This is a genomic window from Acidovorax sp. GW821-FHT10E03 (assembly GCF_059415205.1).
Map to the genome: position 1 here is coordinate 139,819 of NZ_JBWKMU010000006.1, position 22,757 is coordinate 162,575.

The window sequence follows — 22,757 nt, forward strand, 5'->3', positions numbered from 1 at the left end:
GCGATTTATGCAAACTCCAGAATCCCCCCCCACTCCCCACGCCCCGTTGACGGAAACGCCGCGCCGCCGGGCCATCCTCAAGCAATTGCGCAGCCGCCCGTCCCTCAGGGGCTCGGCGATTTCGCTGGTCGTGCTGCTGCTGGTGGTGATGCTGGCGCCGTTCCTGGCGCCGCAGAACCCCTATGACCTGGCCGCCCTGGACCTGATGGACGGGCGCCTGCCGCCGGGCTCGGCCAGCATGGACGGCTTCCACTACTGGCTGGGCACCGACAGCCAGGGCCGAGACATGCTCAGCGCCATCCTGTATGGCCTGCGCATCAGCCTGACCGTGGGCCTGGCCGCGGTGGCGCTGGCCACCGTGATCGGCAGCCTGATCGGCCTGCTCGCGGCCTACGTGGGCGGCCTGGTCGACACCGTGCTGATGCGCATCGTGGACTTCATCCTGGGCTTTCCGACCATCCTGGTGGCGCTGGTGCTGCTGGCGATGCTGGGGCGCGGCGTGGACAAGGTCGTGATCGCCATCGTGATGGTGCAGTGGGCGCACTACGCGCGCATCATGCGCAGCCGCGCGCTGCAGGAGCGCCGCAAGGAATACATCGAGGCGGCACAGAACCTGGGCTTTCCAGCCTGGCGCATCATGCTGCGCCACCTGCTGCCCAACTGCCTGGGCCCGGTGATGGTGTTTGCCACCATCCAGATCGCCAACGCCATCGTGCTGGAAGCCACGCTGTCGTTCCTGGGCGTGGGCGTGCCCATCACCGAGCCATCGCTGGGCCTGCTCATCGCGAACGGCTTCCAGTACCTGCTGTCTGGCGACTACTGGATCAGCATGTTCCCCGGCCTGGCCCTGCTGGCCCTCATCCTGGCGATCAACGTGATCGCCGACCGCCTGCGCGCCGCGCTGGACCCGAGAAGCCCATGACAACCCCTTTGCTTGCAGTGCGTGGCCTGCACACCGTTTTTCACACCGAGGAAGGCGCCTGGCCCGCCGTCAGCGGGATCGACCTGTCCATCGGGCCTGGCGAGATCCTGGGCCTGGTCGGCGAATCCGGCTCGGGCAAGTCGGTCACCGGCTTTTCCATCTTCGGCCTGATCGACCCTCCCGGCGAGGTGATCGCCGGCGAGGTGCTGTTCAAGGGCCGGAACCTGCGCGAGCTGAGCGAGGAGCAGATGCGCCAGCTGCGCGGCGACCGCATCGCGATGATCTTCCAGGACCCTCTGATGACGTTGAACCCGGTGCTGCGCATCGAGGAGCAGATGCTCGAGGCCATCCAGACCCATGCCAGCGTGCCGCGCACCCAGGTGCTCCAGCGCTGCGTGGAGGCGCTGGAGATGGTGGGCATCCCCGCCCCGGCTTCGCGCCTGCGCAACTACCCGCACGAGTTCTCGGGCGGCATGCGCCAGCGCGTGGCGATCGCCATCGCCATGCTCAACAAGCCCGAGCTGATCATCTGCGACGAGCCCACCACGGCGCTCGATGTGACGATTCAGGGCCAGATCCTGTACCGCATGCAGGAGATCTGCCGCACGCACGGCACGGCGCTCATCTGGATCACCCACGACCTTGGCGTGATCGCCGAGCTGGCCGACAAGGTCGCGGTGATGTACGCGGGCAAGATCGTCGAGTCCGGCCCGGTGGATGAGGTGCTGGATGCCCCGGTGCACCCGTACACCCGTGGCCTGCTCGATTCGCTGCCCGGCGCCGCCCTGCCCGGCGGACGCCTGCGGCAGATCAGCGGCATGGCGCCGATGCTGGGCAACCGCCCCGCCGGCTGCGCCTTTGCGCCGCGCTGCGCGCACGCCCTGGCGCAATGCGCCACGGGCGAACCGGAGAACACCACGGTGAATGGGCGTACCTACCGCTGCTTTGCCCCCCTCGTTGCCCTGGACCCTGCCGCATGAGCCACACCGCACCACCTCCCGTCATCGAATTGCGCAATGTGTACAAACGCTTTGTCAAAAGGCAGGACCTGATCGGGCGCGTGTTCGAGCTGGCCGGCAAGAAGCCCGAGCCGCGCACCGTGCATGCCGTCAACGGCGTGAGCCTGGCGATTGCGCAGGGCGAGGTGCTGGGCCTCGTGGGGGAGTCCGGCTGCGGCAAGTCCACGCTTGGCCGCATCGTCGCCGGCCTGCACCGCCAGACCGAAGGCGAACTGCTGTACCAGGGCGCCGCCGTGGACGGCCTGGACCGGGCCGCCAGACTGGCCTACACACTGGGCGTGCAGATGGTGTTTCAGGACCCCCAGGCCTCGCTCAATCCGCGCCAGCGGCTGCACCAGATCCTGGGCGAGGCGCTGCACGTGCACAAACTCGCGCCCGCCGGCGAAATACCGGCACGCGTCGACAGGGCGCTGGCCGAAGTGGGCCTGGCCGCCGAGTACCGCACCCGCCTGCCGCACCAGCTCTCGGGCGGGCAGCGCCAGCGCGTGGGCATTGCCCGGGCGCTGATGGTGTCGCCCCGCTTCCTGGTCTGCGATGAGCCGGTCGCGGCGCTGGACGTGTCGATCCAGGCGCAGGTGATCAACCTGTTCATGGACCTGCGTGCCCAGCACGGCCTGACCTCCCTGTTCATCAGCCATGACCTCGGTGTGGTGCGCCACATCTCGGACCGCGTGGCCATCATGTACCTGGGCAAGATCGTCGAGATCTCGACCACGGCCGAGATTTTTGCGCGCGCCAACCACCCATACACCCAGGCGCTGATGGCCGAGGTGCCGAACCTGGAGCGGCGCAAGCGCGTGTTCGTGCCGATCCAGGGAGAGATTCCCTCGCCACTGAAACCGCCACCGGGCTGCACCTTCCACCCGCGCTGCCCGCACGCCATGGCCCGCTGCCGCGAGGAAGCACCGGCGCTCGAAGCCATCGCCCCCGGCCATTGGTCGGCCTGCCACCTGAACACCGCAGCGGCCTGACAACGGCAATGCCGCCCCGCCTGCTGCCCTGCCCCATTTCTTGCCTATGCCCAACGAACTTCATCTGCAATCCCTGCGCGACGCCGTGCAGCGGGTGGGCCGCCACGCGGTGGACTACAGCAACAGCCCCCTGCCCGGTGGCCGCTCCATCACGCTGAACACCTACCGGCCCGCACATGCCACGGACCACAGCCCCATCGTGCTGGTGCAGCACGGCGTGATGCGCAACGGCGACGACTACCGCGACTTCTGGATGCCCGCCGCCGACGAGCATGGCCTGGTCATCATCGCGCCCACGTTCTCGAACGCGCAGTGGCCCGACGTGGTGAGCTACAACAACGGCAACCTGCTGGCCACCGCCGACCGCGAAGCCCACGCCGACACGGCTCCGGCGAACCCACCCGGGGACTGGTCGTACACCGTCGTGACGCGGCTGGTCGATGAACTCAAGGCATCGGGCGTGTTGACCACGCAGCCGCTGTACCTGTTCGGCCACTCCGCCGGCGGGCAGTTCGTGCACCGGCTGATGAGCGTGCTCACGCCCGGCACCTTTGCCGGTGTGGCCGCGGGCAACCCCGGCTGGTACACGCTGCCGCTGCTGGAGCTGCCGTTCCCCGAAGGCCTGGCCGGCACTCCCGCCGACACCGGCAGCCTGGCGCGCCTGTTCGCCTACCCGTTGACCATCCTGGCGGGCGACCAGGACATCGCCACGGCCGACGTGCACTTGCCGTCCGAACCGGCGGCACTGCGCCAGGGCCCGCACCGCTATGCCCGCGCGTTGAACTACTACGCCACCGCCCGGGCCGAGGCCGCGCGCCGCGGCCTGCCGCTGGCTTGGCAGCTGCACACCGTGGCGGGCATTGGCCACGATGGCAAGGCCATGTCGGCCGTCTGCGCGCACCTCTGGTTCCACGGCCACCTCCCCGACGCTGCGCAACTGGCCCGGCTGGCCGGCGAGCACACAGCCTGACGCCCGCCGCCTGCACCTCCTCGGCCTCAGCCCTCCGTCCTGCGGGAAGCAGGCGGAGCCCCCGAACCACCCTGTCCCACCCTGTCCCACCTTGCACCGCCATGACCACCTCCGCCACGACACAGACGCTCATTGACGGCATCACCGCCTGGATGCAGTGCGAGTCACCCACCAGCTCGCCCGCGGGCGTGGCGGCCATGGTGGCCGACATGGCCCGCTATGCCCTGGAAGGCGGACTGCAGGCCACCGTGACGCCACTGGGCGAGCGCGTGGGGCCGCTGCTGCACGTGACCAACCGCGCAGCCGGCGACACGCGCCCCGGGCTGCTGGTCCTGGGCCACTCGGACACCGTGCACCCGGTGGGCACCTTGAGCGACAACCCCTGCCGCATCGAGGGCGACCGCTTCTACGGCCCCGGCGGCTACGACATGAAGGCAGGCATCTACCTGGCCATGACGGCCCTGCGCGACCTGGCGGCCGCCGGCGCCAGCGCGATGCCGATCGACTTCGTGGTCGTGCCCGACGAAGAAACCGGCAGCCACGCTTCGCGTGTGCACATCGAGCGTTTTGCGCACAATGCCCGCTACGCCCTGGTCTGCGAGCCTGCCCGTGCCAATGGCGGCAGATGCGTGACCGCGCGCAAGGGCACGGGCATGCTGCGCCTGGGCGTGAAGGGCCAGGCAGCCCATGCGGGCGTGGCGCATGAAAAAGGCCGCAGCGCGATCCGCGAAATGGCGCACCAGATCCTGGCGCTGGAGGCCATGACCGACTACGCGCGCGGCGTGACGGTGAGCGTGGGCACCATCGAAGGTGGCACCGCCACCAACACGGTGCCGGCGCAGTGCCGCTGCGTGGTGGACTTTCGCCTCCCCGACCTGCAGGCCGCCGACGAGCTGGTGCACAAGATGCAGGCGCTGCGCCCGGTGGGCGCGGACATGGAACTCGACATCGAGGTCGAGGTGAACCGCCCGCCCATGGTCAAGAGCGAGGCCGTGGTGGCCCTGCTGGACCGCGCCAAGGCGTCGGCCCGGCATGCGGGCTTCGCGCTCGAAGATGCGCCCATGACCGGCGGCGGCAGCGACGCCAACTTCACCTCGGCCCTGGGGGTGCCCACACTCGACGGGCTGGGTGCCGACGGCGACGGCGCCCACACGCTGCAGGAACACATCCTCGTCTCGACCCTGGAGGCGCGCCTGAACTTCTGGCGCCATCTGCTGGCGCACCTGGCGTAAGGGGGCGATTCCCTGGCGGGCGCCTGAAAGGCGGTGTCAGGGCTGTTCGAGGTAGCGGACGGCCAGCGCCTGCCGGGCCGCCGCGCTCACGCCCAGCACGTCGCCCAGGTAGGCATCGACGCCCTGGAACTCGGTGTCCACCATGTGCAGGGCTGCATTGAGAAACTCCTCCTGCACACGCCACAGCACGGCCAGCACTTCGTCGGGCGCGTGGCTGGCCAACCCCTCGGGGCGGCGGTAGAGGGTGTTGGTGAGCAGGTAGTCCTGCATCACCACCTCGCGCGGCACGCCCAGCGCCAGCAGGATGAGGGCGGCGGCAAAGCCTGTGCGGTCCTTGCCCGCGGTGCAGTGGAACACCAGCGGGGTGGCGCTGCCTTCATCGAGCAGCAGGCGGAACAGCTCGGCAAATCGATGCGCGTTGTCGTGCACAAAGCCCCGGTAGGTGTCCTGCATCAGCGCCACGGCGTCTTGCGCGGTGAGCTGGCGGCCGGTGCGCTGCAGTTCCAGCGCGCGCTGCACCACCGTGGGCTCGATGGCCAGCGGGTGGTAGCTGATGCCCGGCAGCGCGTAGGCATACGCGGCGCTTTCGGCCTGGCCGCGAAAGTCCACCGCGCGGGCCAGGCCCAGCTCGGCCAGCAGGGCCCGGTCCTGCGCGGTGAGGCCCGCCAGGTGGTCCGAGCGGAAGATGCGCCGCCATTTGACGGTGCGCCCGCCATGGCCGGCGTAGCCGCCCAGATCGCGGAAGTTGGTGGCCCCGGCCAGGGGAAGGGAGCGGGTGGGTGCTGACTGCATGGTGCGTGGCGGGGGATGCGGTGGTGGGCTGGTGAAGCGGAAAGGATAGCCGGGCGGTGCGGCAGGCGCATGTCGCGCGCGTGGCTGGACGGGTGTGCCTGCCAGCACATCGCCGGTGTGCAGAATCCGGGCATGCAGCGTCTTGTGCCCCTCCCCTCCGATCTACAGCCCTGGTTGATGGCAGCGGTGGTGATCGATGCCCCTGCGGAACTGGCGCAGTCGCATTTCCCGGCGATGGTGTCGAGCATGCTGGTGGTGCGGCTGGCCGGGCAGGTGCGGTGCCGGGGCGCGCTGGTGCCGCCGTCGGCCTGGATCAGCGCCAGCACCACGGCCACGGTGTACGAACACGGCGGACCGGTGCGGGCCGTGGGGCTGGTGCTGCAGCCTGAGGCCGCCGCGGCGCTGTTTGGCAGTGCACGCGGGCTGGTGAACACGCTACGGCCGCTGGCGGAACTGGTGGGCCCGCAATGGGCAGAGGTAGAGCATGGCGTGCTGGCGGCGGCAGACGATGCCACACGGCTTACGGTGCTGCACCAGTTCGTCCGGCAGCTGGCCGCACCGCCGTCGCCTTGTGATGCACGGCGGCGGCAAGCCCTGGCCTTGCTGCAGGCGGCCAGCGCCGACGCCACGGGCGCGGAATCAGGCCACCAGCGCATGGGCCTGGGCCAGCGGCAGTTTGAGCGGCGCTTTGCGGCGCACTGGGGCATGGCGCCCAAGCAGTTTCAGGTGATTGCGCGGCTGAACCGCACGCTGGGCAACGCCCTCGCCGCGCCCGGCGGCCCGGTGGTGGACCTGGCCGCCGGCCAGGGGTACTACGACCAGTCGCACATGGGGCGCGATGTGCGCAGGCTGGCGGGCCACCCGCTGCAGGCCCTGGTGCAAGGCACGCGCAGCCCGCTCACCGCGCACTGGCCCTTGCAGATCGGCGCGCAGGCCCTGCCGAATCAGCCTGCCCCACCCTTGGAGCCCACGCGCAAGCGCTGAGCCAGGTAGAGCGGCATCACAAACGCGAGGCCAATGCCAAAGCAGGCCGCGATGTAAGCCCAGCGCCACGCACCCAGGCTGCGGTCTGCCGCCACCCAGGCCGAGAACGCCACGGCGGCCAGGTACACGTCGAGGGTGATGCCGGTGGTGAGTGCATTGGCAAACGCATCCCGCCAGAAGACATCGGGCATCACGCTGCCGCCCGCCAGAAAGTACACCCCATTGAAGTACCAGGGGACGGCCAGGCCCACGAGGGCCAACAAAAGAAAAAAGGCGCGCAGGTGTGTGTTTTTTTGCATCGGTGCATGCGGCCCCCCAAAGAAAAGGAGAGAGGCCCTGGGTAGTGAATCAATGCACCGATTGAATCCGCGCGGCCCCCTGGCGGGCTAGGAAAAAAACGACATACCTCGCACCGGCGGACGAGCCGCTGCACGCCATCTTCATGAACTTACTGCGCGCGCGGCAGCGATGTCACAGCGCCATCCACCGGCAGCTCCTGCGTGCCCTTGGGGCAGGGCTGGTCGGTGTAGGTGGTGCGGCCGTCCTTCACACACTTGCGCGGCTGCGGGGCCACGGGCTCAGACGCTCCACTGTTCGCAGAGCGGGCCTGCGCGGCAGGCTGCTGCTTGCCGGGCGGCAAGGTGTCGGGGCCGGGGCGGGTGATCTTCTTCCAGGCCTGCTCGGTCCACGGCCCGGCGTGGGGCAGCCACTGGTCGGCCGTCCACCATGCGGCGGCTGCGGCGGCCAGCAGCAGTGCGGCCAGGATGGACCAGAGGGTGCGTTCGCGGGTGCTGCGCATGGGGTGGGCCTGTGGTGTGGTGGGTGACCACCAAGCTTAAAACATCACGACGCCCACCCGACCACGCGGTATCACGGCTGCTTGCCTTTGGCCGCAGGGCGCCCATAGCGCGCCGTGAGCGTGGCCTTGCCCAGGCTGTTGGCGTTGATCATGTAGCCGGCCAGCGCGGCGGTGGCGTCGGCAGGCAAGTCCAGGCGCGGCACCTTGAGCGCGTGCACGGTGAAGATGTAGCGGTGCGGCGCATCGCCCTCGGGCGGGCAGGTGCCGCCCCAGGCCGCCACGCCGTAGTCGATACGCACATGACTGGCGCCTGCGGGCAGCTTGGCGCCACCGGCAGCACCCGCGTCGGGCCGCAGCTCGGTGGTGCTGGCGGGGATGTTGACCACCGACCAGTGCCACCAGCCCGAGCCTGTGGGGGCATCGGGGTCGTAGGCGGTGACGGCAAAGCTCTGTGTACCCACAGGCGCGCCGCTCCAGCGCAGGGCGGGCGACTGGTTGTCGCCCGCGCAGCCAAAGCCCTTGAACTCAAACCGCTGGGGCAGTGTGCTGCCCGCCGCAAAGTCGGGGCTGCTGAGGGTGAATGCCTGGGCGTGGGCGGCTGGGGCCAAGCCGATCGTGGCGAGTGCCGCGATGGCGGTGCCAACGCGAAGAGGGCGCGAAAGTGGGTGGGTCATCTGAAAAGCTCCTTGCAGTAGCGGTGTGAAACAAGGGCTTGATGGTGCTGCGCGCCGCGCCTTCGCATTGGCCCGGTGGCGTCAATGGCTGTGCGCTGCGCGTCAGCCGCAGGAATCAGGGCCGCAGCTGCGAGGGCGGAAAGCCAAAGCGTTCGCGGAAGGCCGCGCTGAAGCGGCTGTGCGACTCGTAGCCGCAACGCGCTGCGATCTCGGACACCTGCAGCGCGGAGCTTTGCAGCAGCACCAGCGCCGTCTCTAGCCGCACGTCGCGCAGGCACTGGCTCACGGTTTCGCCCTCTTGCGCCAGGCGGCGCTGCAGGGTGCTGGCGCTGGTGGCAAAGGCGCTGGCGATGCGCTCCACCGTCCAGTCGGCCTGCGGGCTGGGGGCCACCAGGCGGCGCACGCGTTCGGCCCAGCCCAGCTCGCCGGGCGGGGCGAAGACGATGCCCGCCTCAGCCAGCATCAGCAGCACTTCGAGCGCGCGGTGTTCGCGCAGCGCCTGCGAGCTGGCTTCGCTCTCCAGCGCGGCCACGGCGCGCATGAAACTGTCTTCAAAGGCGGCGTCGGCCGCGAGGCCCGCGCAGCCTTGCACTGGTGGAATGGCCGCGAACTGGCCGAACTGGCGGTGGAACTGCGCCACCAGCTCGGGCGCGAAACACAGCAGCCGCGCCACATAGCGGCCTTGGGGCGCCGGGTCGTTGACCACCTCCCACTGCGCGCCGCGCGGCAGCACAAACACCCGGCCGCTGGGGTAGCGGTGCCCGCCGCCGGGCGTGACCAGGTGCTTGGTGCCCGACACCACCCAGCCCACCGAATCCATGCGCACGGTGACGGTGTGGATGCGGTGGTGCACCGTGGTGGCGATCTGCAAGGACAGCGCGGGTTCGCCCATCATTCTTTCCCCTGCGGTTCAGGTTCCATCATCGACCGTGGGGGCGGAAAGGCTGGCTCCGCGCAGGTTCGGCAGGTTCAGCGGGGACGGCCTGCAAGGCAGCACACCACGCGTCAGCGCGTGCGCTCCCGCGTCACGCCCACATCGATATCGCCAAACACGGTGACGCCGCTGGCGCCCCGCGGTTGCTGCGGGCTCGCGGGGTCGCTGGAGCGCGCAAAACCTGTCGTGCTGCTGCAGCCGCCCAGCGCGCCAACGACCGCGAGAGCCACCAGCGCGGTGCGCCAGAAGCCCCACACAGGCGATGCTGCGGATGCTGCGCGTGGCTTCATCCTTCGCCACCCAGGTGGTTGCCCAGAATGCCCGCCAGCTCGAACATGCCCGCGCTGTCCTTGCCAAACACGGCGCGCAGCTTGTCGTCGGCGACGATCGTGCGCTTGTCCTTGGGATCCTGCAGGTTGTTTGCCTTGATGTATTCCCACATCTTCTTGACGGCCTCGGGCCGGGCCACGGGCTCGGCGCCGATCACGGCGGCCAGGGCGGCGCTGGGGGCCTTGCCGGCTGCGGCCTTGCGCGGTGCCTTGGCAGCGGCGGTCTTGGTGGCCGGGGCTTTCTTGGCGGCGGCAGGTTTGGCGGCTTTTTTGGCCGCAGCGCTTGTCTTTCCTGCCTTTGCTGCTATTGCTTTTGCAGCAGCACCTGGGCGCGGCGGGAACTTGCTGGGCGCAAACTCGAAGTTGACCTTGCCCGCCTCCTTGTCCCACGCCAGGTGGGCCTTGAAGGCGCGGCGCGTGCGCATGCTCACGAACTTGTCGAGCAGGTCGGTCTTGCCCGTTTCCAGCAGCTTGTGCATCTGCTCGCGCTCCACGGGCTGCTGCAGGATGATCTTGCCGCTCTTGAAGGTGCAGCTGGGCGTGGGCTGCGCGGCGGTGGGCACGGCCTTGCTGCACACGTAGTTGCTGCCGTGCTCGTGCACTTCCGATCCGCAGATGGGGCAGGGGCCGAGCGCGGCGTCTTCAAACTCCACGAGCTCGCCCGATTCCTCGCCCTTCTTGTCGTCGCCAAAGTCGAATTCGAGCTTGTAGTTGTGCGCCTCGTCGTCGTACTTGATGACGATCTCGGAGGTGAAGGGCCAGCCGGCCTTGGAGCGGAAACCCTCCAGCGGCCCGATCTTCTTGTCGCGCAGCAAGGCGTTGGCCTCGGCCGTCTCGAAGGTGCGGCCGGCTGGCGACTTGCCGAAGCTGAAGCCGCAACCCTCGGCACCAGGCTTGCCCACGCAGGCAAAGCGGCGGTAGTTCTCTTTCACCACACCACCGCAGTTGGGGCAAGGCGATTCGAGCGTGGCGTAGTCGCCGGGGATGGTGTCGCGGTCGTATTCCTTGGCCTTCTTGACCATGCGCTCGGTCATGGCGGCGATGTCGGCCATGAAGGATTCGCGGCTGAGCTGGCCCTTTTCCATCTGCGAGAGCTTGAACTCCCATTCGCCGGTCAGGTCCGCGCGGCACAGTTCCTCGACCTCCAGCCCGCGCAGCAGCGTCATGAGCTGGAAGGCCTTGGCCGTGGGAATGATTTCGCGGCCTTCGCGCAGCATGTACTTTTCGGTCAACAGGCCTTCGATGATGGCCGCGCGCGTGGCAGGCGTGCCCAGGCCTTTTTCCTGCATGGCCTCGCGCAGTTCGTCGTCGTCGATCTGCTTGCCGGCGCTTTCCATGGCGCCCAGCAGCGTGGCTTCGGAGTAGCGGGCGGGCGGCTTGGTCTTGAGGCCCTTGGGGTCGGCTGCCAGGGTGTTGACGCTTTCGCCGGGCTTCACGGGCACCAGGTTCTGGCCCTTGTCGCCGTCCTTGCCGCCTTCGACCTCGTCGGCCGCTTCCTTGCCGTAGATGGCCAGCCAGCCCGGCTTGACCAGCACCTTGCCTTCGGTCTTGAAGCTGTGGGGCGCCACCGTGGAAATACGGGTGGTGACGGTGTATTCGGCGCTCGGGAAGAACACCGCCATGAAGCGGCGCACGACCAGGTCGTACAGCTTCTGCTCGGCGTCGGAGAGGCCGCTGGGGGCCTGCAGCGTGGGGATGATGGCAAAGTGATCGCTCACCTTGCTGTTGTCGAAGATGCGCTTGGACGGGCGCACGTAGTTGTTGCTCAGCGCCGTGGCGGCGTGCGGCGCGAGGTGGCGCATGCCGCTGTCGGCCAGCATCTCGAAGGTCTGCCTGGCCACGGGCAGGTAGTCCTCGGGCAGCGCGCGCGAGTCGGTACGCGGGTAGGTCAGGGCCTTGTGGCGTTCGTACAGGCTTTGCGCCAGCGCCAGCGTGGTCTTGGCCGAGAAGCCGAACTTGCCGTTGGCCTCGCGCTGCAGGCTGGTCAGGTCGAACAGCAGGGGCGACGCCTGCGTGGTGGGCTTGCTCTCTTCGGTGACGGTGGCCTGCTGGCCGCGCACGGCGTTCGCAATGGCCGTGGCCTCGGCGGCGGACCACACGCGGTCCGCGCGCATCTCCACGTCCTCGCCCTTCTTCCACTTGGGGTCGAACCACTTGGCGGGGTACTCGCCGGCCTGCGCGCCGAAGGTGGCGTGGATTTCCCAGTAGTCGCGGCTCACGAACTTGCGGATCTTTTCCTCGCGCTCCACCACCAGCGACAGCGTGGGCGTCTGCACGCGGCCCACGGTGGTCAAGAAGAACCCGCCGTCGCGCGAGTTGAACGCCGTCATGGCGCGCGTGCCGTTGATGCCCACCAGCCAGTCGGCCTCGCTGCGGCTGCGCGCGGCGCTGGCCAGGCCCGCCATCTGCTGCTCGGTGCGCAGTGCGTCGAAGCCGTCGCGGATGGCCTGGGGCGTCATGGACTGCAGCCACAGGCGCTTGACGGGCTTGCCCAGGGGCTTGGCGCCGCCGGCGTACTGCTCGATCAGGCGGAAGATCAGCTCGCCCTCGCGGCCCGCGTCACAGGCGTTGATGAGTTGCGTCACGTCCTTGCGCTTGGCCTGCTTGACCACCGCGTTCAGGCGCGTCTTGGTCTTGTCCACGGGCTTCAGGTCGAAGTATGGCGGGATCACGGGCAGGTGGGCAAAGCTCCACTTGCCGCGCTTCACGTCGAACTCCTCGGGCGCCTGGATCTCCACGAGGTGACCCACGGCGCTGGTGACCACGTAGCGGTCGTTCTCGAAGTGGTCGTCGTGCTTGTCGAACTTGCCCGCCACGGGGGTGAGCGCGCGCACGATGTCCTGCGCCACGGAGGGTTTCTCTGCAATTACCAGGGTCTTGGTCATTTGGGGCTCTTGCCTGTCATCGTCGTCGTTCGTTCTGAGCGCCCGGTTCCGGCCCGGTCGCTCCTACAATTCGGGTTTCGCGCGCATACACGCGCACGCACACATGTGTGCACTATCAAGTTAACAGAGTTTTTGCCATGCCCCGCTTTGCCTCGCCCGCCGCCCCCACCGCCGCACCGGGACGCCGCATCCAGACCCGGCGCTCGGGCGTCCATGGCAACGGCGTGTTCGCCGCCCAGGACATCGCCGAGGGCGAGGTGCTGGTGGAGTACACCGGCGAGGTCATCACCTGGCAGGAGGCGCAGGACCGCCACCCGCACGACCCCCTGCAGCCCAACCACACGTTCTACTTCCACGTGGATGAAGACCGCGTGATCGACGCAAAGTTCGGCGGCAATTCCTCGCGCTGGATCAACCACAGCTGCAACCCCAACTGCTACGCCGACGAACGGGACGGCCGCATTTTCATCACGGCGCTGCGCAATATCAAGGCGGGCGAAGAGCTGAACTACGACTACGGGCTGATCATCGAAGAGCGCTACACGCCCAAGCTGAAGGCGGAATACCCCTGCTGGTGCGGCAGCGACAACTGCCGCGGCACGCTGCTCGCGCCCAAGCGCGGCTGGGCGCCGCCGGTGCCGCGCAGCCCCGCCAAGGCGGCCACAAAGCCCGCCCTGCCCGCCAAACCGACCAAAACCGCCAAGGCCACCCAGCCAGTCCCAGGGAACCTCCAGCCCGGCGCCCGGAAAGGCCGCCGCCAGTGACCGCCGCCCCCATCCGCTGGCCCGCCGAGGCCGTGTGGGAGGCGGTGTCACCGCTGTTACCCGGTTTTACCGTCGAGGTGCTGCCCAGCATCGACTCGACCAACACCGAACTCATGCGCCGCGCCCGCGCCGGCCAGTGCGAGCCCACGCTGCTCGTGGCCGAGCAGCAGACCGCCGGTCGGGGCCGCATGGGGCGGGCGTGGCAGAGCGATGTGGGGTCTTCGCTGATGATGTCCCTGGGCCTGCCGCTCGCGCCGCGCGACTGGTCGGGGCTGTCGCTCGCCGTGGGCGTGAGCGTGGCCGAGAGCCTGCAGCCCGTGCTGCCGCCGCTGGGTGCGGGCCAGGCCGCCCGCGTGGGCCTGAAATGGCCCAACGACCTCTGGCTGGGCGGCGCGGGTGGCGACCGCAAGCTGGGCGGCATCCTGGTCGAGACGGCCAGTTTCGTGGCGCTCCAGGGGGCCGCGCCGTCCCCGCAGGGGCCAGCCGGCACGGCGCGCTACGTGGTCGTGGGCATCGGCATCAACGTGCTGCCGCGTGGCAGCGAAGGCATGAGCATGCCGCCGGGCAGCCTGCAGGACGTGGAGCCCGGCCTGGACGCACCCGCCGCCCTGCTGCGCATCGTGCCGCCGCTGATCGGCATGCTGCGCTCGTTCGAAGGCTACGGCTTTGGCCCCATGCAGCCACGTTTCGCAGCCCGCGACGTGCTGCAGGGCCGTGCCGTGGCCCTGAGCGACGGCACCGCGGGCACGGCCCACGGCGTGGGCGAGGACGGCGCGCTCCTGGTGCACACGGCCGGCGGCATGCAGGCGATCACCAGTTCCGAGATCAGCGTGCGGCCCAGCGCAGTGCAAGAGCTGGGGAGCCCCCCCTGAGCCGCGCCGCGCCTCTCCATCGGGGCAAAGGCCGCCCGTCGTGGCCTGGCGACGCCCGCTCCAGGGCGGCCCTGGCCCTGGGCGGGCCCGCCACGCGGGCGGGGACGAGGACGCGCAACCCCATGGACAACCGGCGGGAAAACAAGGAAGGGCCCCCATGCTGCGACTTGCCGTGATCGCGCTGCTGCTGGCCAACGCGGGCTACTACGCGTGGTCGCAGGGGCTGCTTCGGGACTGGGGCTTCGCCCCCGAGGAGCAGGCCGAGCCCCAGCGCATGGACCAGCAGATACGGCCCGAGACGCTGCAGATCCTGCGGGTGAACTCCGGCAAGGCCCCCGCCGCGGCGCCCGCCGCCCCCAGCGCAGCGGCTGCGGCTTCCGCCGAGACCCCCACCCCGCCCGACACCGGCGAATGCCTTCAGGCGGGCGTGTTCGACGAACGCCAGGCCGACGCCCTGCGCGCCGCCGCCGCCAACCTGCCCCAGGGCAGCTGGCTGCTCGAGCCCACGCCCGTGCCGGGCCGCTGGATGGTCTACATGGGCCGCTTCGAGGACCTGGAAACGCTGGACAGGAAACGGGCCGAACTGCGTGCCCGCAAGGTCGACCACGACCGCGCGGGCGGCACCCTGGAATTCGGCCTTTCGCTGGGCCGCTTCGCCTCGAAGGAGGCCGCCGAGCGCGAGCTGGCCACCCTGGGCGGCAAGGGCGTGCGCACGGCCCGCGTGGTGCAGGAGCGGCCGGACACGGCAGGTTTCACGCTGCGACTGCCCGCCGTGACCGAATCGCTGCGCCCCCAGCTGGACGCCCTGCGCACGGCGATGGCCGGCAAGACGATGCGCGCCTGCGGCTGAACCGTGGTGGCCGCGCTGGCGGTCGCGCCCGGCGTTCCGCGCCCATCCTTCGATTCCGCCCCTCCTTTCGCGAGCCCCGCGCCATGACCGAAGAACTCTCCGCCATCCACTGCCACCGCCACGGCGAAGCCACCGCCACCTACGTCTGCGGGCACCTGTGCCGCCAGCCGGCGCAGCGCTGGTTCTGCGACATGCCGGCGCCGGACTGCCCCTTTCCCGACGCCTGGTGCGCCAGTTGCCAGGCAGCCCTGGAGCGGGAGGGCGGCGAGTGGAACGAGCGCAACGAGGACTGCCTGGACCTGCAGATCATCTGCCACCACTGCTACCAGGACTCCATGGCGCAGAGTGTCGGCGCCATGGCGGATGCGCCGCACGACGCCTGGGTGGACGCGGTCACCGAAAGCCACCAGGCCCTGGTGGGCAAGCAGGATGCCCTGGAGACGGACCACGGCATCTCGCGCTTCGAGCGCTGGGACTATGACCAGGTGCAGGGCACGCTCACCTTCTCGCACGCCGGCGTGCCGCGGCTGGTGGCGGACATTGAATTCATCGGATCGATTTCCCGGACCAGCGGCACCTGGCTGTGGGCCTGGGCCAATTTCCACAACGATCCCCAGGTGGTGGCCCGCATTCCCGCGGTGTGGGAGTGGGGCGACGAGCGCGGCTTTGCGCCCCTGACGGTGCCGCGCTGGGAAGCGGACGAGACCGACGGCTGGGAACTCGCGGGCGTGGCGGCGCAGGTGCTGGGCGCGCTGGGGGTGTACCGCGCGCCCACCCAGAATGGCTTTCTCTTCATGGCGCTGATGTCCCTTCGCGCGCTGCGTCCGCCGCATGCGCCTGCGGCATAGCCGTCACGCTGCGTCCTTGCCGAGCGTGATGCGCGCAAACCGGCTGACGCGCCGCATCTTCTCGACCTCCTTGCGGATCTGCGCGGCAAACTCGTCCGGCAGGCTGCCCGAGGCAAACAGCCCCTGCTCTCCCAGGCGCGCCAGCACCGCGGGCTCGCGCAACACCGTGGCCACCGCGTCGCGCAGCCGCCGCGCCGTGGCGGCCGGCGTGTGCGCAGGGGCCACCAGGCCGAACCAGGACGGGTCGTTGTTCGAGAACAAGCTGAGCTCGGCGTAGGTGGGCACCTCGGGCAGCAGGGCCAGGCGCCGACTCCACGACACGGCCAGGGCCCGCAAACGGCCGGCCTGGATGTGCGGCAGCGACGACGCCACCTGGTCGAAGTACACCGGCACCCGGCCCGCCAGCACCTCGGCCAGTGCTGCGGTGGCGCCCGCCTGGGGCAGGTGGTCCATGCGCACATTGGCACTGCTCTTGAGCAGCTCGCCCCACATGTGGCCGATGGTGCCGTTGCCCGGCGAGGCATAGGCCAGCTGGCCCGGCCGCGCCTTCAGGTGCTGCATGAACTGCGCGAAATCGCGCACCGGCAGGCCGGGGTGCACCACCAGCACGCCCGGGGCCTTGACGATCTCGGTGACGGGGGTGAAGCCGTCCAGCACGTTGTAGGGCAGGTGTTTGTAGACGGCTGGGTTCACGCCATGGGTGGACAGCGTGGCCACGCCCAGCGTGGCGCCGTCGGGCGCGGCGGCAGCGACCTCGGCCATGCAGGTGGCACCGGCCGCGCCGGGGCGGTTCTCCACGGCCACGGGTGCACCCAGCAACTGCGACAGCGGACCGGCGAGGGCGCGCGCCGTGATGTCGGTGGCGCCGCCCGCGGCAAAGGGCACCAGCAGCCGCAGGGGCCGTGCGCTGCCCGTGGACACCGGGGCGGATTGCGCCTGGGCAGCACCTCCCAGGCAGGCAGCGGCGGTGGAGATCAGCAGCTTGCGCCGTTTCATCGTCGTCATCGTGGTCCTCTCCTCGCCTCGCGGCATGTGCGGCCCATTCTGGAGAGGCATGGCCGGGCTGGCTAACGACGTTTGGAACTCATCCCATTCCGGCGCGGAATGTGCCGCAGCGCGAAAGGCCATGCGGCGGGGTGCACCCGGCCTGGCTCAGGACCCCGCCACCACATCCCGCGCCGCGAACCGCACGCTGAAACGCGCGCCGGGCGGGTGGTGGCCAGGGCGCGCGTCTTCCAGCGTGACCTCGGCCCCGTGCTTGCGTGCGATCTCCAGCACGATGGGCAGGCCCAGGCCCGAGCCGTCGGCCTCGCTGCCCAGCGCCCGGTAAAAGGGCTGGAACACCAGCTCGCGCTCGGCCTCGGGCACGCCGGGGCCGGAGTCTTCCACCTGCAGCAGCAGCACGTGGCCGAAGGTATCGGCCAGCACGTGGGCCGTGACCACGCCGGGCTTGGCGGGGGTGGAAGGCGTGTAGTTGATGGCGTTGTCGAGCAGGTTGCGCACCAGTTCCTTGAGCAGCGTGGGGTTGCCGTCCAGCAGCACGCCGGGAGAGCCGGGCTCGGCGCCGTCGTAGCCCAGGTCGATGTGTTTTTCGAGCGCGCGCGGCACCGAGTCGCGCACCACCTCGATCACGAGGCGCGCCAGGTCGCAGGGCTGGCGCGCGATGCCCACGCCGCTGCCTTCCGCGCGCGCCAATGCGAGCAGCTGGTTCACGGTGTGCGTGGCGCGGATGCTGGAGCGGCCGATCTGCTGCAGCGAGCGCTTGAGCTCTTCGGTGCTGGTGCCTTCGCGCTGGGCCAGGTCGGCCTGCATGCGCAGGCCCGCCAGCGGGGTCTTGAGCTGGTGCGCCGCGTCGGCCAGGAAACGCTTTTGCGTGGCCAGCGAGTCGTTCAGGCGCGTGAGCAGGTCGTTCACCGACGAGACCAGCGGCGCGACCTCGAGCGGCACGGTGCGGTCGTCCAGCGGCGAGAGGTCGTCGGGGTTGCGCGCGCGGATGCGCTGCTCCAGCTGGTTCAGCGGCTGGATGCCGCGCGCGAGCGCCAGCCACACCAGCAGCACCGCCAGCGGCAGGATGACGAACTGCGGCAGCATCACGCCCTTGATGATCTCGGTGGCCAGCACGCTGCGCTTTTCGCGCGTCTCGGCCACCTGCACCAGCGCCACGGGCGTGCCCTCCAGCGGCAGGCGCACCCAGATGTAGGCCACGCGGATCTCGATGCCGCGCATCTCGGCGTCGCGCAGGCGCACCTCGCCGGACAGGGGCACCTCGTCGCTGGCGGGCTCGGGCAGTTCCCGTTCGCCGGAGAGGAATTCGCCCCCCGGGCCGATGACCTGGTAGTAGACGATGTCGGAGTCGTCCGCGCGCAGGATTTCGCTGGCCGGCTGGGGCAGGTTGAACTGCACCTTGCCGCCCACCACGGACACGAGCTGGGCCAGCGCATGGGCGTTGTACTCCAGCGCCCGGTCGAACGGCTTGTTGGCCAGACCCTGGGCCACGAGCCAGGTGAGCGCCAGGCTCACGGGCCACAGCAGCAGCAGCGGCGTGAGCATCCAGTCAAGGATCTCGCCGAAGAGGGAGCGCTGCTCTCGCTGGAAGATTTTCAAGGTTTCAAGCCCTTTGAGCCACTGGCGCCCGTCTAGAAAGCGCAAGCAGCTATCATTTCAGGAGCTACCCTGGAATCTTTTCGAGGCAATAGCCCAGGCCGCGCACGGTGGCGATGCGGATGGGCCCGCCCTCGATCTTCTTGCGCAGGCGGTGGATGTAGACCTCGATGGCGTTGTTGCTCACCTCCTCGCCCCATTCGCACAGGCGCTCCACCAGCTGCTCCTTGCTCACCAGGCGGCCCGCGCGCTGCAGCAGCACTTCCAGCAGGCCCAGTTCGCGGGCGGACAGCTCGATCATCTTGCCGTCGATGGTGGCCACGCGGCCGGCCTGGTCGTACACGAGCGGGCCGTGCTTGATGGCGCTGCTGGTGCCGCCCATGCCCCTGCGCGTGAGGGCCCGCACGCGCGCCTCCAGCTCCTGCAGGCTGAAAGGCTTGGCCATGTAGTCGTCGGCACCGAAGTCCAGGCCCTTGACGCGCTCTTCCACGCTGTCGGCCGCGGTGAGGATGAGCACGGGCAGCGCCGAGCCCCGGCTGCGCAGCTTCTTGAGCACCTCCAGCCCGTGCATCCGGGGCAGGCCCAGGTCCAGGATCAGCAGGTCGAACTCGTTGTTGGTCAGCAGGGCCGCGTCGGCCTCGCTGCCGCTGGCCACGTGGTCCACGACGGCGCCCGACGCCCGCAGCGTGCGCAGCAGGCCATCGGCCAGCACCTGGTCGTCTTCGGCAATGAGGATGCGCATGCGGTGTCTCCTTGAGGGTTGGCTACGGTCTGGCGCCGCGCCTGCCCTCGATTCTAGGATGGCCCCGCCCTTGCGCGCCGCGTCAGCGCGGATCGTGTGCGAGCAGCAGGCGCACCAGTTTCTGCAGGTCTGCCTGCAGCCGGGCCATGCCCTCGGGGTGCTGGGCGAGCGTGCCCTCGTCCATGTAGAGCTTGCGGTTGATCTCGACCTGGATGCTGTGGCGGTGCTGCGCGGGGTTGCCGTAGCGGCGCACCAGCTCCACGCCCTTGTAGGGGTGGTTGTATTCCACGCTGTAGCCACAGCCGCGCAGGTGCTCGCACACCAGCGCCGACAGCGCCGGGCTGGCGGTGGTGCCGTCGCGGTCGCCCACCACGAAGTCCGCGTGCTCCAGCCCCGGGAACTCGGTGGCGAAGCGCCCTGCCACGGCGGGCATGGAGTGGCAGTTGATGTGGATGCTGTAGCCGTGGCGCGCATGGGCGGCGTCGATGGCCTGGGCCACGGCCGCATGGTAGGGGCGCCAGCAGCGGTCGATGCGCGCGCGCACCTCGGCCACGGTGAGCTGGCGGCTGTAGATGGGCTCGCCCTCGTCGGTGAACTTCCAGATCAGGCCCTTGCCCAGGCGCACCTTGCTGAGCACCTGGGGGTCGGTGGAGATGGGGCCGGTCCACTCGCCGTCGAGCAGGGAGGTGTCGAGCTCGGTCGTGTCGCGGTTGGCATCGAGGTAGATGCGGGGGAAGTGGGCTTCGACCCAGGCCACGCCCAGCGCGGGGGCAAAGGCGTAGATCTTCTCGACGTGCGTGTCCTCGGCGCGGCGCAGCGTGGGCAGGTCGCAGGCCGAGCCGAAGTCGGCGGGGTATTGTGTGCCGCTGTGCGGCGAATCGAGCACCAGCGCCGTGGTGCCGGGCAGGTAGGTGAAGGCCGCAGGCGCCAGCGGGGTGCCGGGGGAACCGGTGGCACCGGGCTGGGCCTGCTGGAATCGTCGGTTGATCAGTTTCAAAGCGGCATGCATAGGCAGAGTGTGCGCAAAGTGGGGCGGCCGGCCTAGCCGCCCGGACCGGTTGGAGACCATGGTTATCCCTGAGACGGGCTCCTCCAGCTGTGGCCGCCGGGCCCAGGGGCCCGGTATCGAAGAAAATGGGGCTCCCCCTGGCCGCCGGCCCGCCACCGCCCGTGGGGTGGATCGCGCGAGGCGGCTCAGCGGGGGCCCATGTCAATCCAGCGCCACCTTCGCAAAGGCCGCCACCCGTTTCATCTTGTCGATCTCGCGGGCGATCTGCGCCGTGAAGTCCCGGGACGTTGTGCCCGACGGGTACAGCCCCTGTCCCGCCAGGCGCTCGCGCACGGCGGGCTCCTTGAGCGCCTGGGCCACGGCCTGCTGGATGCGGTCCACCGCGGCCGCGGGCGTGCCCGCGGGAGCCACCAGGCCGAACCAGGACGGGTCGTTGTTGTTGGCGAAACCCAGCTGTGCGTAGGTGGGGACGTCGGGCAGCACGTCAAGCCGCTCGGGCCAGGACACCGCCAGCGCCCTGAGCTTGCCGGACTTGATGTGCGGCAGCGAGGAAGCCACCTGGTCGAAATACACAGCCACCTGGCCGGCCAGCACGTCGTTGACGGCCGGGCCCGCACCGCGGTAGGGAATGTGCACCATGGCCGTGCCGGTGCTGCTCTTGAACAGCTCGCCCCACATGTGGCCGATGGTGCCGTTGCCGGGCGTGGCATACGAAACCTTGCCGGGATGGGCCTTCAGGTACTTCACGAGGTCGGCAAAGTCCTTGACGGGCAGCACGGCCGGGTTCACCACCACGACGCCGGGGGCCTTCACCATCTCGGTCACGCCCACGAAGTCCTTGATGGGGTCGTAGGGCAGCTTGCTGTAGACGGCGGGGTTCACGCCATGCGTGGACAGCGTGGCCACGCCCAGCGTGAGGCCGTCGGCCGGAGCGCGCGCGGCTTCGGCCATGCCGATGGAGCCCCCCGCGCCGCCGCGGTTTTCCAGCACCACGGGCTGCTTGAGGATGCGGGCCAGCGACTCCTGCAGGCTGCGCACGGTCATGTCCGTGGCGCCTCCGGGCGGAAAGGGCACGATGATGCGCAGGGGCTTGCCTTCTTGCGCCAGAGTTATTCCAGGAACGAAAGATACTGTGGCCAGGGCTGAGAGCAGATGACGGCGTTGCATGGGACATTTCTCCTATGGGGTAAGTTGAGACTAATGGAATCCACAAGCCCTACCAAGCAATGGATATGCCTGATAACATTCCCATATGGAATGATTTGATAACTTACGATGTCTTCCCTGCGCCGCCTTTCACCCCCCTTGCACCTGCTGCGGGCGTTTTCCACCGTCACGCGCTTCGGCAGCGTCTCGCGGGCCGCCGAGGCCCTGCACCTCACGCAGAGCGCGGTGAGCAAGCAGGTGAAGGAACTGGAGGCCTGGGTGGGCGTGCCGCTGTTCGAGCGCAGCCGCAAGCGCCTGGCGCTGACCCCCGCGGGCGAGCGCTACGAGAAGGCCGTGCGCGCCGTGCTGGCGCAGCTGGAGGCCGCCACCCTGGAGCTGATCACCAGCGATGACGGCGGCGGCGCGCTGCACCTGTCGAGCCTGCCCACCTTCGCCGCCAAGTGGCTCATTCCGCGCCTGCCGCAGTTCCAGCAGCAGCACCCGCAGGTCACGCTGCACTTCGTGCCGTACGTGCACAGCTACAACTTCGAACGGCCCGAGCTCGACTGCGCCATCCTGTTCGGCGATGGCCACTGGCCGGGCGCCCACGCCCACTACATCACGGGCAACGACGTGGCCCTGATCGCGCCGCGCGCCAAGGTGGCGGACTGGCCCATCCACACCCCGCGCGACGTGGCGCGCTACGCGCTGCTGCGCCATGTGACCGTGCCCGAGGCCTGGCTGCGCTGGAGCGAGACGCACGGGGTACAGGGCCAGCTCGACCCGCTGGCCGGCCCGCAGTTCGACCAGTTCCAGACCATGATCCGCGCGGTGATGGCCGGCATGGGCCTGGCCCTGGTGCCGCGCTGCCTGGTGCAGGACGAGATCACCGCCGGCCTGGTGCGCGAGCCGCTGGCCGCCGCCGTCCAGCGCGGGGGCTACCAGAGCGAGGTGGGCTACTGGCTCTGCTACCCCGAAGGCCGCACGCAGTTGCATGCGCTGCAGTGCTTCCGGCAGTGGTTGCTGGCCTGCGCGGAGCCCGCAGGCGCGGCGCCCCCGCCCACGGGCGCCGCGGCTGGCACCGGGCCGGCGCCCTGAGGGCCCGCCCCCCCGGGCCAGGCTCCCGGCCCTGTCGTCAACCCTTGTTGACGATACGAGTTCCGTCAACTACAGTTGACGAATGCCGAGCCCACCGCCCCTGCAGCTGCCCCCGCACGACGACCCCGAAGCCGCGCTGGCCGCCGTGGTGGCCTTGCGCCTGATGGCCGACCGGCTGGAGGCGGCGGCCGTGGCCACCGCCCTGGAGCGGGGGTGGTCGTGGGCGCAGATTGCCCAGGCCCTGGGCGTCAGCAAGCAGGCGGCGCACAAGCGGCTCTCTCCCCAGGCCACGCGCCCCGCCCACCCTGGATGATGG

24 protein-coding genes are annotated in these 22,757 nt (G+C 69.7%); 12 read left to right on the forward strand and 12 right to left on the reverse strand.

Annotated features, from left to right (window positions below; genetic code table 11):
- The first annotated feature begins 7 nt into the window (after positions 1 to 7).
- The 5 genes from AC07OD_RS12255 to AC07OD_RS12275 all read left to right on the forward strand — a co-directional run bounded on the left by AC07OD_RS12255 (position 8) and on the right by AC07OD_RS12275 (position 5,114).
- Complete coding sequence (locus AC07OD_RS12255) at positions 8 to 922, forward strand: ABC transporter permease (RefSeq protein WP_218297197.1); 915 nt, start codon at positions 8 to 10, stop codon at positions 920 to 922.
- Positions 919 to 1,902, forward strand: coding sequence for an ABC transporter ATP-binding protein (locus tag AC07OD_RS12260; RefSeq protein ID WP_494596863.1), 984 nt, complete (start codon positions 919 to 921; stop codon positions 1,900 to 1,902). Before AC07OD_RS12255 ends, AC07OD_RS12260 begins: the two co-directional genes overlap by 4 nt.
- Positions 1,899 to 2,912: an ABC transporter ATP-binding protein gene (locus AC07OD_RS12265; RefSeq protein ID WP_218339471.1), complete on the forward strand. Its 1,014-nt coding sequence runs from the start codon at positions 1,899 to 1,901 to the stop codon at positions 2,910 to 2,912. The genes AC07OD_RS12260 and AC07OD_RS12265 overlap by 4 nt, the downstream gene beginning before the upstream one ends.
- Positions 2,913 to 2,958: 46 nt before the next feature.
- Positions 2,959 to 3,882: an alpha/beta hydrolase family protein gene (locus AC07OD_RS12270; protein WP_218339470.1), complete on the forward strand. Its 924-nt coding sequence runs from the start codon at positions 2,959 to 2,961 to the stop codon at positions 3,880 to 3,882.
- A gap of 101 nt (positions 3,883 to 3,983) precedes the next feature.
- A complete protein-coding gene (locus AC07OD_RS12275; protein ID WP_494596866.1) occupies positions 3,984 to 5,114 on the forward strand; it encodes a M20 family metallopeptidase in 1,131 nt (376 codons plus the stop codon).
- Between the two features lie 36 nt (positions 5,115 to 5,150).
- Here AC07OD_RS12275 and AC07OD_RS12280 read toward each other — a convergent pair whose 3' ends face one another.
- Entirely contained in the window at positions 5,151 to 5,906 is a 756-nt protein-coding gene (locus AC07OD_RS12280; protein ID WP_494596868.1) for a tyrosine-protein phosphatase, read from the reverse strand.
- Positions 5,907 to 6,038: 132 nt separating this feature from the next.
- Here AC07OD_RS12280 and AC07OD_RS12285 point away from each other — a divergent pair, with 132 nt between their 5' ends.
- Positions 6,039 to 6,890, forward strand: coding sequence for a helix-turn-helix domain-containing protein (locus AC07OD_RS12285; RefSeq protein WP_369643700.1), 852 nt, complete (start codon positions 6,039 to 6,041; stop codon positions 6,888 to 6,890).
- Here AC07OD_RS12285 and AC07OD_RS12290 read toward each other — a convergent pair.
- The 6 genes from AC07OD_RS12290 to AC07OD_RS12315 form a co-directional block, all read right to left on the reverse strand.
- Positions 6,851 to 7,189: a DUF2834 domain-containing protein gene (locus AC07OD_RS12290; RefSeq protein WP_494596870.1), complete on the reverse strand. Its 339-nt coding sequence runs from the start codon at positions 7,187 to 7,189 to the stop codon at positions 6,851 to 6,853. The genes AC07OD_RS12285 and AC07OD_RS12290 overlap by 40 nt on opposite strands.
- A 149-nt stretch (positions 7,190 to 7,338) precedes the next feature.
- On the reverse strand, positions 7,339 to 7,689 hold the full coding sequence (locus AC07OD_RS12295) for a DUF4124 domain-containing protein (protein WP_055401712.1): 351 nt from the start codon (positions 7,687 to 7,689) through the stop codon (positions 7,339 to 7,341).
- Positions 7,690 to 7,760: 71 nt separating this feature from the next.
- Entirely contained in the window at positions 7,761 to 8,363 is a 603-nt protein-coding gene (locus tag AC07OD_RS12300) for a YbhB/YbcL family Raf kinase inhibitor-like protein (RefSeq protein ID WP_494596872.1), read from the reverse strand.
- A 115-nt stretch (positions 8,364 to 8,478) separates the two neighbouring features.
- The gene (locus AC07OD_RS12305) at positions 8,479 to 9,258 is read right to left on the reverse strand and encodes a helix-turn-helix transcriptional regulator (RefSeq protein ID WP_494596874.1); all 780 of its coding nucleotides are present in this window, start codon (positions 9,256 to 9,258) and stop codon (positions 8,479 to 8,481) included.
- Positions 9,259 to 9,368: 110 nt separating this feature from the next.
- Complete coding sequence (locus tag AC07OD_RS12310; protein ID WP_494596876.1) at positions 9,369 to 9,587, reverse strand: hypothetical protein; 219 nt, start codon at positions 9,585 to 9,587, stop codon at positions 9,369 to 9,371.
- Positions 9,584 to 12,511 (reverse strand): DNA topoisomerase III, encoded by a 2,928-nt coding sequence (locus tag AC07OD_RS12315; RefSeq protein ID WP_494596878.1) that lies wholly within the window; start codon positions 12,509 to 12,511, stop codon positions 9,584 to 9,586. The genes AC07OD_RS12310 and AC07OD_RS12315 overlap by 4 nt, the downstream gene beginning before the upstream one ends.
- 137 nt (positions 12,512 to 12,648) lie before the next feature.
- On the opposite strand from AC07OD_RS12315, the gene AC07OD_RS12320 reads away from it, so the two are divergent.
- The 4 genes from AC07OD_RS12320 (at position 12,649) to AC07OD_RS12335 (ending at position 15,845) form a co-directional block, all read left to right on the forward strand.
- Entirely contained in the window at positions 12,649 to 13,275 is a 627-nt protein-coding gene (locus AC07OD_RS12320; protein ID WP_218297185.1) for an SET domain-containing protein, read from the forward strand.
- Positions 13,272 to 14,147: a biotin--[acetyl-CoA-carboxylase] ligase gene (locus tag AC07OD_RS12325; protein ID WP_218339462.1), complete on the forward strand. Its 876-nt coding sequence runs from the start codon at positions 13,272 to 13,274 to the stop codon at positions 14,145 to 14,147. Before AC07OD_RS12320 ends, AC07OD_RS12325 begins: the two co-directional genes overlap by 4 nt.
- Before the next feature lie 157 nt (positions 14,148 to 14,304).
- On the forward strand, positions 14,305 to 14,997 hold the full coding sequence (locus AC07OD_RS12330; protein WP_494596881.1) for an SPOR domain-containing protein: 693 nt from the start codon (positions 14,305 to 14,307) through the stop codon (positions 14,995 to 14,997).
- Positions 14,998 to 15,080: 83 nt separating this feature from the next.
- The gene (locus tag AC07OD_RS12335; RefSeq protein ID WP_494596883.1) at positions 15,081 to 15,845 is read left to right on the forward strand and encodes a DUF6882 domain-containing protein; all 765 of its coding nucleotides are present in this window, start codon (positions 15,081 to 15,083) and stop codon (positions 15,843 to 15,845) included.
- 3 nt (positions 15,846 to 15,848) lie between these two features.
- Here AC07OD_RS12335 and AC07OD_RS12340 read toward each other — a convergent pair whose 3' ends face one another.
- The 5 genes from AC07OD_RS12340 to AC07OD_RS12360 all read right to left on the reverse strand — a co-directional run bounded on the left by AC07OD_RS12340 (position 15,849) and on the right by AC07OD_RS12360 (position 21,364).
- Entirely contained in the window at positions 15,849 to 16,841 is a 993-nt protein-coding gene (locus AC07OD_RS12340; RefSeq protein ID WP_494597037.1) for a tripartite tricarboxylate transporter substrate-binding protein, read from the reverse strand.
- Between the two features lie 156 nt (positions 16,842 to 16,997).
- Positions 16,998 to 18,449, reverse strand: coding sequence for a sensor histidine kinase (locus tag AC07OD_RS12345; protein WP_218297181.1), 1,452 nt, complete (start codon positions 18,447 to 18,449; stop codon positions 16,998 to 17,000).
- Positions 18,450 to 18,513: 64 nt separating this feature from the next.
- Positions 18,514 to 19,188, reverse strand: coding sequence for a response regulator (locus tag AC07OD_RS12350; RefSeq protein WP_218297180.1), 675 nt, complete (start codon positions 19,186 to 19,188; stop codon positions 18,514 to 18,516).
- Between the two features lie 82 nt (positions 19,189 to 19,270).
- Complete coding sequence (locus tag AC07OD_RS12355; RefSeq protein WP_218297179.1) at positions 19,271 to 20,197, reverse strand: N-formylglutamate amidohydrolase; 927 nt, start codon at positions 20,195 to 20,197, stop codon at positions 19,271 to 19,273.
- A 201-nt stretch (positions 20,198 to 20,398) separates the two neighbouring features.
- Positions 20,399 to 21,364, reverse strand: coding sequence for a tripartite tricarboxylate transporter substrate binding protein BugE (locus AC07OD_RS12360; protein ID WP_218297178.1), 966 nt, complete (start codon positions 21,362 to 21,364; stop codon positions 20,399 to 20,401).
- 108 nt (positions 21,365 to 21,472) lie between these two features.
- Here AC07OD_RS12360 and AC07OD_RS12365 point away from each other — a divergent pair, with 108 nt between their 5' ends.
- Both AC07OD_RS12365 and AC07OD_RS12370 read left to right on the forward strand, forming a co-directional pair.
- Positions 21,473 to 22,441 (forward strand): LysR substrate-binding domain-containing protein, encoded by a 969-nt coding sequence (locus tag AC07OD_RS12365; protein ID WP_369643709.1) that lies wholly within the window; start codon positions 21,473 to 21,475, stop codon positions 22,439 to 22,441.
- A gap of 82 nt (positions 22,442 to 22,523) precedes the next feature.
- Positions 22,524 to 22,754 carry a helix-turn-helix domain-containing protein gene (locus tag AC07OD_RS12370; RefSeq protein WP_494596887.1) on the forward strand — a complete coding sequence of 77 codons (231 nt, stop codon included), beginning with the start codon at positions 22,524 to 22,526 and terminating at the stop codon, positions 22,752 to 22,754.
- The last annotated feature ends 3 nt before the right edge of the window (positions 22,755 to 22,757 follow it).